The sequence below is a fragment of the Mesorhizobium sp. M7A.F.Ca.CA.004.06.1.1 genome, assembly GCF_003999135.1.
Classification (GTDB): Bacteria; Pseudomonadota; Alphaproteobacteria; order Rhizobiales; family Rhizobiaceae; genus Mesorhizobium.
The window spans coordinates 29,778-45,822 of record NZ_RZPQ01000001.1 but is presented as its reverse complement, the minus strand read 5'-3'; the positions used below and the strand labels follow the sequence as shown (position 1 = coordinate 45,822).

Genomic DNA, 16,045 nt, shown 5'->3' with positions numbered 1-16,045 from the left:
GCCAATTCAATGCTGAGCACGAACAACAGAATTGACACCTACAGCGATCAGATACGCGCCTTTCTGGCGTCAAATTTCTACGTGGCCGACCCGCGTGCCCTGGAGGTTGAAACGTCGTTGCTCGACCAGGGCATCATAGACTCGACTGGAGTGCTTGAAGTTATCGGCTTCGTCGAGGAGACATTCGGCATCACTGTCGAGGACAGTGAACTTCTGCCTGAGAATTTCGATTCCATCCAGGGAATTGCACGTTACGTGCTCAGCAAGGAAAACTGATCGCTGGGCCGCTTTAAGGGCGTCCTCCCAACCGAGCGCGCAAACCAATGGCGCGGCTCACGCTGGCGCTTTGGCCCGTGCACAAACCACCCTGGCTTCACCGGCTTTGTTTGCAACCGCGCGAATGCTCTCGTAGGCTTTGGAACGCTCAACCAAACTCATGACCTGCCGGTCCTGGCCAAGCCCGACCTCGAAAAGCAGCATGCCACCTTGCCGCAGATAGCGCCGCGCCTCCTTGATCACCCGCATGTGAATGCTCAGGCCGTAAGGCCCGGCAGCGAACGCCTCACGTGGTTCAAGTTCCATCAGGTGCGCGCGGTCGTTTTCGAGCCGCTTCTCGGAGATGTAAGGCGGGTTGCAAACGACCAGATCGATCGTGCCTTCGAGCTCCAGACCCGAGAAGGAATTGAACAGGTCGCCCTGCAGCACCGAAATGCGCCCGGCCAGGCCAAGATGGGCGACATTCCGGCAGGTGGTTTCGACACAGCTGTCAGTGAGATCGCTCGCCCAGACGCGCGCGGTGGGGACCTTGTATCCAATGGCGCAGGCGAGATTGCCCGCCCCGCAGCACATGTCCACGACACGCGGGACCGGCCGATTAAGTTCACGAAGCACATTGAGGGCGGTGCTGCCGAGCAATTCCGTCTCCGGGCGAGGGACGAGCACGCCGGGCGCCACAACCAAATTCAGCCCCATGAAGTCGGTACGGCCCGTGCTGTAGGCGCTGGCGACATCCATTTCACCAATCACGACAAACCCGCTTTCTGGATTTTTCCATTTTGATTTCTCGACGCCCCGTCTTCATGCCGTGAGGCGAGGCATTAGCCACCGTCGTTCCCGGGTCGGTTCACGTCGCGCAACTACTGGATCGCCGCGCTCTGCAGGTCGCTGCTGAACCTCACCTCGATGGTGTCTCCAGGCGCGACCTCAGTGTCCTGGTCGACCGGTCGACTTCTCGACGCGTCGCCGGCTCCACCGGTTATTGTGATCCGCGCCTGGAAGGTTTCGCCGGCGACCGGCAGCGGAAGAGCGGACGCCCCTGATGGCTGAAGCTTCTGGCTGGCTGCGTGGAGCCTTGCAGTGGTCTCGGCGAGGCGAAGGTCGGTGTCCCTCAACTCGTTCAGAAGGGCGATCCTTCGTTGATTTTCATTGCGTTCCTGCTGCCTGACGAAGTCTTCCTGCTGGCGCCGCGTTCTCATGAGTTCGACCGAGGTCTCGAGCGCCCGGCTCGACGACATCAGCACCGCACGTCTGACATCGGCGAGCCTGCTGTTGGTCAGGTTGCCCGATTCGAACGATTTGGTGACCCGCGCCAGATCGTCCTCATCCTGTTTCACCGCTGCCGCTTCCGTCTGCTCGCGCTTGAGCAGAACCTCGGCCTCAGCCTCGGCATCCTTGGCGGTCTTGTCGAGATAGCTTTGCTCCTGTTGAAAATTGTTCAGCGAAATTCTGAGACCCTCCGCTTCCGCCTGCGCGACCGCCGATATCAATACATTCGACAGGGGCGAGCCCTGCGGCGGCTGCATGTCAAATTCTGCCTGGTTCTGAAGTTCGGCGCGGATGCGGGCGCCATGAAAGTAGTCCCTGATGTAATCCCCCCAGATCGACTCGTAGTCGCGTCGCAGATCAACGGGATCAGGTCCGCTTTGGCTTGCCCGCGACCGCAGAAGGCTGAAACCGCCGGCGACCGCAATCGCCTGCCGGACTGTCATGAGTGGCCGGTAAGCCTGCTGCCCTGGCGTCAGCACATCGCCAGTCACGTAGATCGGCCGGTACTCCGCGATCACGGCCGTGACGTCGCTCGGCTTGATGACGATCATTTGCTCCCGTCCATCAGGCAGACGCTGGTGGACGATCTTGGTTGGCAGCACCGCTTCCATGCGCGTCTGCAATTCGGCCGGCGTCAACCCGCCAACCGGGATCATCCCGAACTCGGGCAGCGCGATCGAGCCATCCATCTGGACAACCGCGCGTTGCGTTCGTTCCGCTATTGAGGCAATTCCTATCTCCACCGTGTCGCCGGGGGAGAGCTTGTAGGCGGCCGGCGCTTCGGCCGCGGTTGCGCTGCTCAAGGCCAGGCATCCGACAAGTGCTGCAAAGGAAATTCGGCTAACGAAGGCCATTGGTGGCAATCTCCTTTTGATTCAGATCCGGCTGCGGCGGCCAATCGAGATGGGCGACGAATTCGTAGACCGGTCCGCCCGGTACCCCCCAATTGCTAGACCAGATCACTTGCGACCCATCAGGGGACGGGGAGGCGTGTGTCTCGCTCCAATAATCGAACGGAGCGTTCCGCGTCTGCACGATCCGTCGGACCTCTCGACTGCCGTCGACACGCAGCGCGATCACCTCGCGCGAGTATGGAGCCCAGTCCGGCTGGCTTCGAACCTCCTCGGGATTGCCCCCGTAACTCATGAATGCCCATTCGGGCCGGTCCAAAGCGCGCAGCGATGCATGCTCGGCCTCGCCGAACTTCATGAGCGACGTGACCTTTCCATCGGACAGCCGACGTTTGATCACCTGATATTTGTCCGGGCTGGATTTGCTGATTCCGACGTAAATTTCGCTGCCGTCCGCGTCGAGAGTCATATCGCCATGGCCGGGCCGATGATGGTCCTTCCACGTCTGGCGCAAGGTGCCGTCGATTGCGAAAATGGCTCGCTGCTCGGTGCCGTCGGCCAGGTTTTGGAAACACAGGATGTTTTCTCCAAGCGGAGAAATGGTGCAGGAACTGGTCGTTCCGGCAACCTGGGCGAGATTGATGTCCGGGTATTTCAGACGCCGGTCGAGATCATATGCGAAGGCGACGGCAGCACCATCATCGCGGGTCGCGCGTACGGCAATGCGGCTGCCGTCACGACTTGGATTTCCCTTGGACGGGCCGAATTTGAGATCCCGATATTTCGCAGCGGCAAAAACTATGTCCTCACGATTGCTGCGGGGTGCCCAGGTCGAGATATTCTGATCATCGACACAAATCATCAGGTCCGCGTTTCGAGGGTGCCATTCGCACTCACCCGGCTTGTTGCGATGGAACAAAGGAACGTAGTTTTTCCCGTCGAGGAAGCACATGCCGTTGCAGCCGTTCATGAGGACGAGGAGGCTCTGATCGGCATTCCACGCTTGCGCGCTCGAGTACCGATGACTGCAATATATTTTGCCGCAGACAATTCCGCCGCCAAGAGCTCCGGGCTGGGTGATCCGAGTGAAGCTGATCCCTGTCGCCGGATCGGTTGCAGGTTTCAGGTAAGCGGGCAGATCCATTGCCGGCTCCGTGCCTGCCGCACCGCTCGGCCGGTTTCCGGCTGTGTGTAGCGCCAGCAGAGCGGCCATCAGCAGCACAGCCGGTATGAGCCGCGGAAAGGTCATGTCATATAGCTCATTTCGCGACGGACGCGGCCGTCGCTGAGGCGCGAACGCCACCACTCGATGGTTCTTTCCAGACCGTCACGCAGGCTTGTATGCGCCCGCCATCCGACTTTACTTTCAAGGTTCGAGGAATCGGCGAGCAACGCGCGAACCTCGGAGTTCTGCGGCCGCATCCGGCTTTCGTCGCGACGTACCGGTTTCCTGGTGCCACTCAACTCGAGCACCAACTCCAAAACGTCCGAGACACTGACGGCGCGCTGGCTGCCGGCATTGTAGGCATGGCCAAATTCAAGCTCGGCCGCCCCTGCCGCCACAAATGCCGCCGCAGTGTCTTCCACAAAGGTAAGGTCGCGGATAGGGCTGGTGTCGCCGACCATGATCGCCGGACAGTTCTCGTCCAGAGCCTGCCTTATGATGGTCGGCACGATGGCCCGCTCGCTCTGGCGCGGCCCGTATGTATTGAACGGTCGCAGGATGACCACCGGCACATCGAAGGACCTGGCATAAGACGCCGCCATCATGTCCGCGCCAATCTTGGATGCGGAGTAGGGGGACTGTCCCTGCAACGGGTGGGATTCGTGAATCGGCATGGTCAGAGCGGTGCCATAAACCTCGCTCGTGGACGTATGCACAATGCGCTCGGTTTCCCAGTGGCGTGCCGCTTCGAGGACATTCACGGTGCCCAGCACATTGGTCTCCACATAGGATTGGGCAGCAGCGTAGGAATAGGGAATCGCAATCAGCGCAGCCAGATGAAACACCACCGCCTGGCCGCGCACGATCCGGTTGATGAACGCGCTGTCACGAACGTCGCCACGAATGCATTGCAACTGGCTTCGAACGTGGTCGGGCAAATCATCCAGCCAGCCATGGCTGTCGAACGAGTTGTAGAGGGCCAGTGCCGTGACATCGGCACCTTCGTGCACCAGCGCTTCCGTGAGGTGGGATCCGATAAATCCATCCGCACCGGTGACCAGGACCTTCCTGCCGCGATAGCTCACGACCGTGCACTCCTTCGATCGTGTGAGCCGTCAAACTGGCGAACGAACAACAATCCATTCATGCCAAACTCCTCGCTTGCCAACTCTACCCACTTGCCGCGGGAGGCAGGGACACACCGAAAACCGCCCTGAAGCCCCGCATTATCCAGACGAGGTCCGATGCAATCGTGCGCCGCGGATAGTAGGCGAGGTCGATCGTTGCCTTGGCCGGGAACAGGACCTCTCGATAAAACAGGAGCGGATCAAGGGAGGGCGGGTAAAAACAGGCTTCGTGACGGAAGAGAACCTGGGTCGGGCCGAGCAGGCCAGGCTTCCACTGTAGGACAGCTTCATTGCCGCCGCGGAAACAATCGGCGAAGGCAAGGCTTTCCGGCCGCGGCCCGACAATTGCCATGTCCCCCGTGAAAACGTTCCACAGTTGGGGCAGCTCATCAAGTTTCGTTGCCGCGAGAAAGCGGCCTACCCGCGTCATGCGGCTGTCATCGTTCATGGTCAGCGCAAGGCCGAAAGGATCGGCTGTCGTCTTGAATTTGCGGAACTTGTACATGCGAAACGGTTTTGCGCCGGCACCCAGGCGCGTCTGTACGAAAAACACCGGCCAACCACCTTCGACAAAAAGTGCAACGGCAATCAGGAGCATCAGTGGAGCGAGTACCATTCCCGCTGCTGCAGCGAGGATGATGTCCATCGCGCGTCTGGCAATTCCGTGGCTGGTGCCAGCTACAGCGGGCCGATGCATGGTCACGTCGAGTGCGTTCATGCCGCAGCTCCCGCACGCCCGCTGCTTTCAATCGCCGTGGCTAATGCGACAACCACCGACTCGATCGCACTTGCCGTAATTTGCGGGTGTAGTGGAATCGTCAGCTCCCGCTGCGCGAAGTCCTCGGTCTTCGGCAGATGGATTTCAGTGAACATTTGGCGATAAAGCGTCATCTGGTGCACGGGCGTATAGTGGATTGTGGTCTGTATTCCCTTCGTTCGCAGATGGTCGATCACCGCTTGCCGGTCGACGTCATGTGGCAGGAGGACAGGCATGATGTGGTAGGCCGAGGTCCGCGGTTTGCCGAACGGGACTGTCACAGCCGAGCAGTAATCTGCGATCAGACGCCGATAGAGGACGACCAATATGCGCCGGATTTCATTCCATTCCTGCAGATTCTGAAGTTGGACCAAGCCAATAGCGGCGCGCAACTCGTCCATGCGATAATTGAAACCGAGCATCGTCACGTCGTATTGCGGCGTGCGGCTGTTCAACCGCTGATGTGTGCCACTGGTCATTCCATGTCCGCGAGCCTGGCGGATCGTTTCACGGAGCTGTCCATCCCGGGCAATAACGGCCCCACCTTCCGCGGTGGTCATGTTCTTGTTGCCGTAGAAGCTGAAGGCCGCGGCCGCACCGTAAGTCCCCACCTCCTTAAGGCCGGGAGCATGCGCGGCATCCTCGACGATATGCAGTCCTCGCACACGGGCAAATCTCTGCCATTCTTCCCGGTCGGCAAGATAGCCGGCAAAGTGGACGAGAATGACAGCCTTGGTACGTCCGGTGCATTTGGCCTCCGCGTCACTTAGGGACATCAGTGGCACTTCGGCCGACTCTATGTCGACGAATACCGGTGTTGCTCCTACGTAGAGCACTGCATTGGCGGTCGCCACGAAGGTCAGCGAGGGAACCAGCACTTCGTCTCCGGGGCCGATCCCAAGTCCATGGAGAATGAGATGCAGGGCGGCGGTGCAAGAGCTGACGGCGACGCAATCGACCGCATCATGCACGGCTGCGAAGGCCTCTTCAAAGGCTCGCACCTGGTCCCCCATCGTCAGCCACCCACTGTCGACAACTTTGGCCAGGGCTGCCTTTTCCGGAAAGCCAAGAATAGGAGCGCTGACCAAGAGCATTACGACCTCCTCATATTGGCGCGGCAGGGCGTTCAGCCCTCAAGCGGCCGCTGCCGAGACCTCGATCGATGCGGACTGCTCTTCCCAGGCGATGGTTTGTGCGTTTTGAAAATCTTCTACGCGTCCGATATCCAGCCAAAGCCCGTCATGTTTGTAGACGTGCACATTCGTGCCGTTTTGCATCATCTGCAGCATGAGGTCGTCGAATCCGAAGGCGATGCCGTCAGGTATAAAACGGAAAACATCTGGATTCATGCAATATATACCCATACTTACCAGATGAGACAGCGTCGGTTTTTCGCGAAATACCTGGACAGTATTGCCGACCTCGTCGATGACGCCGAAGTCCATCTTGATGATGCGGGAAGCTGTGGCTATGGTGACTGGATCAGTGTGAGTCCGGTGTGATGCCACAAACCGGCTGAGACTGAGATCGGTAAGTACGTCCCCATTGAGAACAATGAACGGCTCGTCCAGTTCCTCCCTGATCAGGGAGAGCGGGCCAATAGTGCCCAGAGGTTCCAACTCCTGGGTGTAGCGTATCCTAAGATTCCACTGTGATCCGTCTCCGCATACGGTGCGGATCAAGTGCCCCAGATAGCCGGTCGTTACGTAGACCTCCTGGATGCCGTTCCGTCGCAGCCACTTCAAAAGCAATTCAAGAACCGGCCGAGCACCGATCGGCATGAGAGGCTTGGGCAAGATGGATGTGAAAGGCCGAAGGCGTGTTCCCATTCCACCGCACTGAATGACCGCTTTCATCTCGTCCTCCTATTGATACGACTGTCGCGGTGTGATGGGTCCAGCCCACCCGGCCGGAAGGTACGCCAGTGTTGGTTTCACCTCTCCGGAGTGCAGCGATGGTAAGTGGCGCCCGAGAAGGCGTCGTCGTGCATTTGAATGGCACGTTCCCGGCGTTTTGATTTCAATATTCCAGCCGGTAGGGCATGGGCGCGGCAGGGTGATCAATCAGGGCTGGGAGCTGTAGCCGTTTGAATGGCAATTACCTGTGCAGATTTTCGGCGTCGGTAACGACCTTCCCGCAGAGGCATCGCCACCGTTCGTACGAAAAAAACACTTAACTATCTGGCCCTGAAATGTGTGCGATTGTAAGCTATATTAGAAGGTTGAAATGTGCGGATGGGCGACGGCGAGCGTCGACATACGGGGGATCAGCGGGCGGCTGATCTGTGTTGGGTCACCGTGCAGTCCATCCAAAGGGAGGTTTCGGCAGCTAGGGACACATGCGGGGCTGCCAAAAGGTGGGTGGTTCATGTATCGTATTATCATCGCCGACGATCACGGCTTGTATCGTCGTGGGCTGCGACTGGCATTGATGGCCGGCATTCCGGACTTGGAAATATTCGAAGCGGCATGTTTTGATACCGTCATAAGCCTGCTTGAAGATCAGGCGCCCGTTGATCTCGCCATCATCGACCTGCACATGCCGGGACTGTCGGGTCAGGATGATCTTCGCGACGTCTTACCGGCTCATCCCGACACACGGTTTGCTATTGTCTCAGGGACGGATTCACGCGCCGAGATTCTGACTGCCCTTTCGATTGGGCTTCATGGCTATATCGTAAAATCCCAAACGGACGAGGAGGTGGTCCTGGCGGTGAACGAAATCCTGGCCGGCCGCATTTACGTTCCGGCACTTCTTTCACAAAGGTCCAAGGAGTCGGTACGCCTTCCGTCCGAGGCTCCCATGCAAATGCCCCACAGGACCATCAGCGTCAACAATCTGGGGAGGCTTACGTCCAGACAGAAGGAAGTCCTCAGGTTGATGGCCGAAGGTTACTCGAACAAAGAGATTGCCCGCTCTCTTGAAATTGCGGAAGCGACGACGAAGATTCATGCTGCCGCCGTCCTGCGCGAGCTTGGAGCACGAAATCGGACGGAAGCCGCGGTCTTGCTGAAGACATGGGCCGCCAGAGACATCAACTAGCGCCGATTGCTTTTGGCGGCAGCCGGACCGAATATTTTAGTCCGTGATCCAGCATCTCGAGCTTGGAAGAGTGGCCCACGATAGGCTCACCGTCGGCTCCAATAATCAACGACCCAAAACCACGCCGAGCCGAGGTGGAGACCCGGCGCTCTCCCGATTCCGACCATTCAAACACGATGTCGGCGCCGGGCTCCTGGGCTGCGAATTGCCACGCGACCTCGATCCGGCCTGCCGGAGTGCCGAGAGCCCCATGCTTCACGGAATTGGTCGTAAGTTCGTGAACGATCATTGCGAAGCTCTCAGCCGAACCCTCTGCCATTTTTACTTCGGGTCCACTGATCGAAATGTTGTGCGTCCCCATATAGGGCTGCAATTCCTGAGCAATGAGGTCACGGAGGGAAGCCGACAGGCTGCCATCGCGTGAAAGAAGCAGATGCGTCGCCTGGAGTGCGCCGATTTTTTCGATCAGTATCTGCTTGTAACGGGCGATATCGTTGTCGGGGGCACCGACCATATTCACAAGCGCCGTGATCACCGGAAACAGATTGTTGAGCCTATGGCGCTGTTCAAGCATGGCCCGCTCTCGCTTCTTCGCCGCAGCCCGCAGCAGAATGGTTATGCGTCGATCGGTGAGATCCGCGGCGACTCCTATTCGCTGTGCACGACCGTCGCGCAATTCGTCCCGGCCCCGAAGAGCGATCCAGCGGATATGCCCGCCAGCTCGCCTGATGCGGATCTCCGCATCATAGTCGGCGCCTGATGCAAGCTCTCCCGGGGCCGTCAGATTAGGCAAGTCGGCCGGGTGAACGACAGCGGTCAATTCCTGCAATGGACGACTCGGCGCGGGTGCCAGTCCCATCATTTCCCAGAACGCGGCTGAGCCATTCACGGATCCGCTCTCGAAATCTATACGCCACGTTCCCAACCGGCTGGACGACAGCGCCAAGTCCAACCATTCCTTCTGAGCCCGGAGTGCCTCGCGGGCGGTTCGCTCTCCGGATATATCGTCCATCATTACAAAGATGCTTTGAGGGAGAGCATCGGCTGGCACGGCCAAAGACAGCGCCAATCTTGTCCACAAAACCGTGCCGTCCTTTTTCAGGAGACGGATCTCCGAGCCGAAAGAAGTCGTGTCCTTGAGGCGAGTCAACGCTTCCGCCAAAGTGTGGTTGTCGTCAGGGTGGACGAGTGCCCTGAGCGGTAGACTCGAAAGCTCTTCCTCGACATACCCTGTCATCTCACAGAGACGTTTGTTGGACCGTTGCAACTCTCCGTTCTCGCTCATGTTGGCAAAGCCGATAGCGGCACGTTCGAATGCCCAGCGATAACTGTTTTCGGTTGCCTCCAAGGCCACGAGTCTAGCCTCTGCAACCTGCAAAAGGGTGCGGTAGTCCTGCCTCTGCCGGTGGAAAGTCAGGGCGATCATCGCCCCTGCAACCAGCAGCAGAATGGCCCTAATCCAAACCTCGACGTTAATTGGGTTGCTCAGGATATCCCGCGCCAACAAGCCGACGGCCACCATCACAAACGTTGCCGCAAGGGCAATCAGGCGATCTTCGAGATATGAGATGGCAATAATGGTGGGAACAAATTCAAAAAAGCCGATGTCGTATGCCATGGAGGCGGGCAGCGCCGTCTCGACCGCAAGTGTCGCGATCAGGAGCGACATCGAGGCAAGGTGGGTCAGCAACTTGCTTGAGCTGTTCGGATGCAAATTGAGCGAAAGCAAACGCATGTGCCAAACTATAACCTTCTGACTAGTCCGTCGAGATTAGACCGAAAAGCGTACAGACTAGTCCGACCGCAGGATTGTTCCCTGGGATTGTAGCGCGCATTTTGTCCGATGTCGGGGGCGGATCGGACCGCAATTCTCCAAGCGACCTGACTGACATGTTGAAGGCACCTCCTTTTGACAGGGAGGCGTTGCCGTTTTGCGGGAGGTAAGAAAATGGCACTGGTTGGTAGGCAAGATGATGGAGTTCTTGGTCGCCAATATGGAGGTTTCGGGGGAAAGCCCGTCTCGGCCTTGAGAACGCAGGGTGGCCATGGTTCCGCCTGGCACCAAGCACCACAAAGGTTCGACGGCGTGGCCGTCGAGCCAAAGCAGAGCAGCCTTGCATCTGTTGTGGGAATGCTTGATCGCATCGGGTGTGGCTATCTGATCCTGAACAGCGACAGGAAGGTCATGGAGTGGAATTCAGCCGCTCAAAACACCTTGGAGCGCGAGGGCGAGGCAGCTGATACGGCCGGCAAGGTGTCGGTTGCTCTGAGGCGGCTGATCGCAAACGTGCCGGGGAATTTTCTTCCCGGCACGCTTTCATGGGTGGTGATCCGCGGCATGGGCGACAGGCCCTTGGTTTTGAACGAGAAGGGCATAGCAACGCCTGACGCGACGAGTATCGTGGCGCTGCTGGATCGTGAAAACAGGTCCGGGCCAAATCCCCAGACGCTGCAAAGAATGTTTGGTCTGACGAGTGCCGAAACGCAACTCGCGCTGCGCTTGGCGCAGGGCGATGCCCCTTTGGAGATAGCCCGCAAGCGGCGCTTGAGCCGGACCACGATAAGGTCACAACTGGCGTCGCTGTTCGCCAAGACCGAAACTCGGCGCCAGGCGGAACTGGTAGCTCTTCTTGGGCGCATATGCGTCCTGCCGTGAGGTAACGGCCGTACCATGCGCGCGCGCAACAGGCTTGTGCGCGCGCAATCTGTTGCCGGCGTGCTTGTCCGCCAGACTCACCCTACCGCCGTCGTGTGCGCACCCGGCCCAATCTTGGGCGGATTGCAAACACGTGGTTAAGCACGTGCCAGCCCGCCACCTTCATGACGGAAGGCCGGAAGATCTGAATCCCGTCCAGGAACGTGGTCAACCAGGACTGCTGGTGGAACCTCATGGGAATACGAGCAACCCGCAATGCCCGCAGCAATGTCTCGGGAGGCGGGAGATGGTTGCGGTCCTTGATGAGATTCCAGTTAAGCTGTTTGACGGCGAGGGTCACTTCGTCGACCTCGCGGAAACTCTTTGACGTTGTAATGCTTGGATGGTTCGTCGCATCGTAAAAGGTAAGCGGATCGCTTATCGCCACCATGTCCCCATGGCTGGCTAGATCGACGAAGAACAGTTGATCCACTCCGGCCGGAATCTCTTTGTGCGTGCGCATCAAGCAGCCGGCACGAATGACGTCGCTGTTGATCAACAATGTGGATGGAATAATCCCCAGGCAGCGTGTCGCACGCACCAGATAGAGGTCCATCAGGCACTGCTGGCTGGAATAAAGCGAGATCGGTTCCTGCTCCTTGGGGACTTGGCGAAATCGCACTCGCTTGTCCTCGATTATGTTTGCGGCTGACGTCATGAAGGCGACTGAGGGATACTGTTTGGCAACTTCGGCGAATGTCCTGAGTGCACCTGGCGCAAGCCAGTCATCGTCATGAAGCAACTTGATCCATCGTCCGGAGCAAGCCAGCATAGCGTTGTTGGTGTTCTCCACCTGACCGCGACCTCGACTGTTTTCGATAATGCGGATGCGAGGTTCGCTCCGTGCGTAGTCGGTCACGATAGCCCAGGTCTCGCCCTCCGGTCCCTCGTCGTCGCTCACGACCAACTCCCAATCGGAGTAATCCTGGCCCAAGACGCTGTCGATCGCCCTGCGGATCGTATCCGGTCGACGAAAGGTTGGTATCCCGACCGAGATAAAAGGGCGTGACCATGAGACATCGGCCCGGTCATGCTGGGTGACCGCAACTGCCGCTTGAAGGTTGTCAATCGACGACGAATTCATGGTGTTTTTTCCTCGAGACATTCATGTTGGACGCACGTTGCAGCGCCTGCTGGTTGAGGGTCGTGGGTCAACAGGTACAGTGATGCTGCCATTTTCAGAGCGAAACCCGACGCGCCGCCGGCGGCCATGAAATAGATGACGGTGACTGGCTGCCAGCCCGCCTGGGCGCCGGCGAGCAGTGGGCCAAACACGAGAACCGCCCGTGCGAGGTCGATGACCAGTCTTGTTCCTTGCCGCCGTAACAGAGCGGGAACGTCGCTGAGCGGAGTCGACAACGCCTGTGCCGCGCCCATCAGCGCCAGTGCGGTCATGATTTCCGCAGTGGGCATCCAAGGCTCGCCCAGAAGCGGAACGACCACATAAGGCGCGGCGAGGCCGAGCAGCAAGATCGGCACCGCGGTAAAGGCGGCGGCCAGCAGGAGAAGCCCGCGCGCCACACCAAGCAGGTGTCCACGATTGCTGTTCCGGTTTGCTTCGGCGACAAAAACATTGCTGAGCGGTGTGGCGATCAGCGTCACCGGACCGGTGACCAGCCGCGCGGCCACGCCCAAATATCCGGCAAATGCGGTGCCGAACAGCCCGCCGACAAGCACTGCTGGAAGATTGTTGATTGCTATGCTCGCGAGCGTTGCGGGAATATCGAACAGAGGAAATTTGTATTCCCGCCGAGCCTTTTCCAATACCGCACGCCAGGGTGCCCAGGCGATGCCACGCAAATCCTCCCAACTCATCACCCGACAGCCGATCAGCCCGATGAAGACGAACTGGCTCAGAATATGCGCATGGATCATGGCTTCGCCGCCGAGGTTGGCGATGCCGAAAGCCAATTGCAGTGCAGCCATGCTCGCCGGCAGGATCAGGCGCCCGAGAGCAAAATCGCGCAAAAGCCCGGCACGCAGACTCCAGCAGTTCATGGCTTCGACCAGACCTGCGCCTCCCATTCCAATCGGAATGAGCCAGGCGAGCGAGCCGAGGCGATCGGGAGCAAGGTTCGACAGCATCTGTCCGGCCGAAAAGGCCAGGACGGTCGTCACGAACACAGCCAAGAGAATAAGCTTGACCGTCACATAGGCCTGCGCGCTCCCCTTGACCCCATAGAGCGAAGCCTCGAAGCGCAATGCCGCGACCCCGGCGAGTATATTCACGATCGACAGGTAAATCGTAAAGACGCCGAAATCGGCCGGCGAATAGAGCCGCGCCAAAACCGGGATTGCAGCAAGAAGGGTGAGCTGGCCGACAATCGCCATTGCCGACACTCCGCTTGCCGCACGAATGATCGAGCCGATCGGGCTCGGCCGAACAACGATGATGGCTGTGCCGGCCGCAGGAACCGTCTTGGGTCTCAGAAGGTCGCTTGGTGCCATCGGTTCGCGCTTCCGAGGGAGGCAAATATCGGGGATTGCCGGAGCCTACGATGCACACCGGACCTTGCCATCATTCACCTGAATGACGCGCTCTGCTGACAGGCTGCACCGTGAATCGTCCTGGCCGCTCCCTGGATGAACCACCCCCGGATCGTTCGTAGCCCAAGGACGAGCCTGTGGCCGTCATGCTATTTGCTCGCGCAAGAGGTCAGCGCTGTCCTCGAGCCGATATCCGGCATGTTTCTTCAGATTCACGCGCGTGAGGACACTGCCGACAGGTATCGCAAGAGAACCGTTGCCCTGAAGGAGTTCCAGCACCCCGCGAGCGAGGGTGCGTGGCGTTTTCCTCCACCGGATGGCGAAAAGAACCACGTCCGCCCATCCGGGCAGAAATTTGGCTTCCGGCCGCCCCAGCGCCGACGGCAGGTTTATGATCACGATGCGATAGGTCGCGTGCAGATCCGCCATCACTTTGCCTCCATCCTCGCACGATAGCAGCGCCAGCAGGTCGTCCGACGGAGCGGCGGTCATTACGTCGATCCCGATTTCATGCAGCCTGGCAACGGCACCTTCCAGGTCGCAGCGATTGCAAACATAGTCAGCGAAGGAATGGCGGTTCTTGCGCTCGCTGAACTGGTGCAGGAACTCGAGCGTGAGCTGAACGCCCTTGCGTTCAAGATCGACCAACAGGACTCGACCGCCCAGTCGCGTGCCGGCGAGCGCCAGGCTCCACGCGAGCTCGGTCCCGCCATCCTGCGGCATACTGGAGGTGACAAGCGCCGTGTACGACGAACGAGCCCTTAGCGCATTTGGTGCCGCCGCGATCAGCAACGACGTCACGGCGCGGCTATATGCGGACCTGCGCTCCCCCAGCACGAGGTTTCGCAGTTGTTTGGCATGCATTCCGCATGCTTCGGGGATCTGCCCCATACATGGAACCTTGAGCACCGCTTCCGCTTCGGCCTCGCCACGGAAAGTCCGGTCAAAATGATTGCGCATCGTGACGTACATCGCCCCAAGGATAGCGAATAGGATCATCCCGGGGGGAACCAGGAAGATGGCTGGCAATGTCTGCGGGATAGTCGGCGGCCAAGCCGCAGACAGGATCGAAATTCCAGCCGAGGGAACTCCGATACGCCGCGTCAAATCCTGTTGTCGACCAAGGAGTTCGTTATATCGCTGGGTCAGCAGGCTGACCTGCGGCTCGAGAGCCCGCAAGCCGGAAAGCCGGCTGGCGGTGTCGGCCATGACCGCATCCAGGATGTTCTTTCGGCTTTCGAGAGCGGCGATCTGTGCACGGAAAATGTTTGCATCGGCAGCAATCTTGTCGACGCCTTGTTCGATCTTGCTTTGCGTCGTGGCTCTGAGTTCCTGGTCTGCCGGCGCGAGAGCCTGTCGAGCCGCAAGGTCGGCAAGCTCAGGCGCGCCAATAGCTTCGGCCAGGGCGATGAGAGTGGCCCCTTGCTCTCGAAGCTGCTGGACGTACCGTAGCCGAGATTCCACGGCGGCGAGATCCGCCTTTGACATCGACAATTGCTGGCTGAGGTCGGCCCGTTCCCTGGCTGCATTGTCCGCCGAGCCTTGGTCGATGGCTCCGTGACTCAGCCGATATTTCTCAAGGCGGTTAGCCGCTGCCTGCAGATCATTTTGCAGCCCGGGCAGACTGGCGGTGATTGCATCGAGCTCTTGCTGGTCGGATGCCTGCCTTTTCTTCGTTAGGGTGTCGACATAAACCTGAGCGAATGTGTTGGCCACGAGCGCCGCCCGCGCGGGGCTGTCATCGGCGAAAGCGACGGAGATCACTCTCGATCGCAGCTCCTGCCCGACCCGCATGCCTCGCCGCAAAGCTCTCAACTCGGAGGCATCCTCGGCTTGTGGACTGTTGGCTGCCTGGTCCGCCCCTGGCCACAGCCGGTCCAGTAGACCGCCGGCAAGTGAGCGTGTCCTTGGGGGAGGGGTGGCAGACGGTTCAAGCCGGGAATTCCTGCTAGCGGAATTGTCCTGTCCGGTTTCCGCCGCACCTGTCTTGCGTAGTGCCGCCATGACCCGGCGCAGGTGATCTTGCGACGATAGCATCGTGATGTGGTCATCTATGCTTGAATCAACGAGGTCCTGCGAAGACGGGGCGCCGACGGGCAGTGAACCGCGCGAGGGGGCGTCGACGATAAGCTGGGTTGTTGACTCATAGAGAACTGGTCGAAGGCTTCCCAGCAACCCCGCCAACAAGCCGCCCAACACAGCGAAAGCAATAATAGACCATTTTCTCCTTGCCAAAATCACGAAGAGTTGGCGCGACGCGGTGGGCGGCTCGACATATTCACGCAATGACCGCACGTGCACTCTGCCTTCGAGAACCGGTGCTGGCAGTTGATTGACCCGTGGCAGCTGGATCGGGCTGATTGCGGAACCTACCAT

14 protein-coding genes are annotated in these 16,045 nt (G+C 59.2%); 3 read left to right on the top strand and 11 right to left on the bottom strand.

What is annotated here, in order from left to right; all coding sequences use genetic code 11:
• Nucleotides 1–9 precede the first annotated feature (9 nt).
• Nucleotides 10–276: an acyl carrier protein gene (locus EN906_RS00200; protein ID WP_027036262.1), complete on the top strand. Its 267-nt coding sequence runs from the start codon at nt 10–12 to the stop codon at nt 274–276.
• Nucleotides 277–333: 57 nt separating this feature from the next.
• On the opposite strand, the gene EN906_RS00195 is transcribed toward EN906_RS00200, so the two are convergent.
• The 7 genes from EN906_RS00195 to EN906_RS00165 all read right to left on the bottom strand — a co-directional run bounded on the left by EN906_RS00195 (nt 334) and on the right by EN906_RS00165 (nt 7,301).
• Nucleotides 334–1,014 carry a class I SAM-dependent methyltransferase gene (locus tag EN906_RS00195; RefSeq protein ID WP_236383138.1) on the bottom strand — a complete coding sequence of 227 codons (681 nt, stop codon included), beginning with the start codon at nt 1,012–1,014 and terminating at the stop codon, nt 334–336.
• Nucleotides 1,015–1,136: 122 nt separating this feature from the next.
• On the bottom strand, nt 1,137–2,348 hold the full coding sequence (locus EN906_RS00190) for a polysaccharide biosynthesis/export family protein (protein ID WP_245484137.1): 1,212 nt from the start codon (nt 2,346–2,348) through the stop codon (nt 1,137–1,139).
• A 37-nt stretch (nt 2,349–2,385) separates the two neighbouring features.
• A complete protein-coding gene (locus EN906_RS00185; RefSeq protein WP_127269814.1) occupies nt 2,386–3,645 on the bottom strand; it encodes a hypothetical protein in 1,260 nt (419 codons plus the stop codon).
• Complete coding sequence (locus tag EN906_RS00180; protein ID WP_127267501.1) at nt 3,642–4,646, bottom strand: SDR family NAD(P)-dependent oxidoreductase; 1,005 nt, start codon at nt 4,644–4,646, stop codon at nt 3,642–3,644. The genes EN906_RS00185 and EN906_RS00180 overlap by 4 nt, the downstream gene beginning before the upstream one ends.
• A gap of 85 nt (nt 4,647–4,731) precedes the next feature.
• Nucleotides 4,732–5,406 carry a sugar transferase gene (locus EN906_RS00175; RefSeq protein WP_127267500.1) on the bottom strand — a complete coding sequence of 225 codons (675 nt, stop codon included), beginning with the start codon at nt 5,404–5,406 and terminating at the stop codon, nt 4,732–4,734.
• Nucleotides 5,403–6,539, bottom strand: a complete 1,137-nt coding sequence (locus tag EN906_RS00170; protein WP_127267499.1) for a DegT/DnrJ/EryC1/StrS aminotransferase family protein — start codon at nt 6,537–6,539, stop codon at nt 5,403–5,405. Before EN906_RS00170 ends, EN906_RS00175 begins: the two co-directional genes overlap by 4 nt.
• Nucleotides 6,540–6,578: 39 nt before the next feature.
• The gene (locus EN906_RS00165) at nt 6,579–7,301 is read right to left on the bottom strand and encodes a sugar phosphate nucleotidyltransferase (RefSeq protein ID WP_127267498.1); all 723 of its coding nucleotides are present in this window, start codon (nt 7,299–7,301) and stop codon (nt 6,579–6,581) included.
• 511 nt (nt 7,302–7,812) lie between these two features.
• On the opposite strand from EN906_RS00165, the gene EN906_RS00160 reads away from it, so the two are divergent.
• A complete protein-coding gene (locus EN906_RS00160) occupies nt 7,813–8,487 on the top strand; it encodes a response regulator transcription factor (protein ID WP_127267497.1) in 675 nt (224 codons plus the stop codon).
• On the opposite strand, the gene EN906_RS00155 is transcribed toward EN906_RS00160, so the two are convergent.
• A complete protein-coding gene (locus tag EN906_RS00155; protein WP_127267496.1) occupies nt 8,480–10,222 on the bottom strand; it encodes a PAS domain-containing protein in 1,743 nt (580 codons plus the stop codon). The genes EN906_RS00160 and EN906_RS00155 overlap by 8 nt on opposite strands.
• A gap of 213 nt (nt 10,223–10,435) precedes the next feature.
• Here EN906_RS00155 and EN906_RS00150 point away from each other — a divergent pair, with 213 nt between their 5' ends.
• Nucleotides 10,436–11,143, top strand: coding sequence for a helix-turn-helix transcriptional regulator (locus tag EN906_RS00150; protein WP_127267495.1), 708 nt, complete (start codon nt 10,436–10,438; stop codon nt 11,141–11,143).
• Nucleotides 11,144–11,225: 82 nt separating this feature from the next.
• Here EN906_RS00150 and EN906_RS00145 read toward each other — a convergent pair whose 3' ends face one another.
• From EN906_RS00145 to EN906_RS00135, 3 genes are all read right to left on the bottom strand, one after another.
• The gene (locus tag EN906_RS00145) at nt 11,226–12,266 is read right to left on the bottom strand and encodes a glycosyltransferase family 2 protein (protein WP_127267494.1); all 1,041 of its coding nucleotides are present in this window, start codon (nt 12,264–12,266) and stop codon (nt 11,226–11,228) included.
• Complete coding sequence (locus tag EN906_RS00140; protein WP_127267493.1) at nt 12,263–13,630, bottom strand: lipopolysaccharide biosynthesis protein; 1,368 nt, start codon at nt 13,628–13,630, stop codon at nt 12,263–12,265. The genes EN906_RS00145 and EN906_RS00140 overlap by 4 nt, the downstream gene beginning before the upstream one ends.
• A 183-nt stretch (nt 13,631–13,813) precedes the next feature.
• Nucleotides 13,814–16,045, bottom strand: coding sequence for an exopolysaccharide transport family protein (locus tag EN906_RS00135; protein WP_127375044.1), 2,232 nt, complete (start codon nt 16,043–16,045; stop codon nt 13,814–13,816).

Excerpts from the sequence above, each read along its gene's own strand:
- EN906_RS00155 (WP_127267496.1), bottom strand. The coding sequence starts at position 10,222 with ATGCGTTTGCTTTCGCTCAATTTGCATCCGAACAGCTCAAGCAAGTTG.
- EN906_RS00160 (WP_127267497.1), top strand. The coding sequence starts at position 7,813 with ATGTATCGTATTATCATCGCCGACGATCACGGCTTGTATCGTCGTGGG.
- EN906_RS00195 (WP_236383138.1), bottom strand. The coding sequence starts at position 1,014 with ATGGATGTCGCCAGCGCCTACAGCACGGGCCGTACCGACTTCATGGGG.
- EN906_RS00140 (WP_127267493.1), bottom strand. The coding sequence starts at position 13,630 with ATGGCACCAAGCGACCTTCTGAGACCCAAGACGGTTCCTGCGGCCGGC.
- EN906_RS00185 (WP_127269814.1), bottom strand. The coding sequence starts at position 3,645 with ATGACCTTTCCGCGGCTCATACCGGCTGTGCTGCTGATGGCCGCTCTG.
- EN906_RS00165 (WP_127267498.1), bottom strand. The coding sequence starts at position 7,301 with ATGAAAGCGGTCATTCAGTGCGGTGGAATGGGAACACGCCTTCGGCCT.
- EN906_RS00200 (WP_027036262.1), top strand. The coding sequence starts at position 10 with ATGCTGAGCACGAACAACAGAATTGACACCTACAGCGATCAGATACGC.
- EN906_RS00135 (WP_127375044.1), bottom strand. The coding sequence starts at position 16,045 with ATGGTAGGTTCCGCAATCAGCCCGATCCAGCTGCCACGGGTCAATCAA.
- EN906_RS00145 (WP_127267494.1), bottom strand. The coding sequence starts at position 12,266 with ATGAATTCGTCGTCGATTGACAACCTTCAAGCGGCAGTTGCGGTCACC.
- EN906_RS00175 (WP_127267500.1), bottom strand. The coding sequence starts at position 5,406 with ATGAACGCACTCGACGTGACCATGCATCGGCCCGCTGTAGCTGGCACC.
- EN906_RS00170 (WP_127267499.1), bottom strand. The coding sequence starts at position 6,539 with ATGCTCTTGGTCAGCGCTCCTATTCTTGGCTTTCCGGAAAAGGCAGCC.
- EN906_RS00150 (WP_127267495.1), top strand. The coding sequence starts at position 10,436 with ATGGCACTGGTTGGTAGGCAAGATGATGGAGTTCTTGGTCGCCAATAT.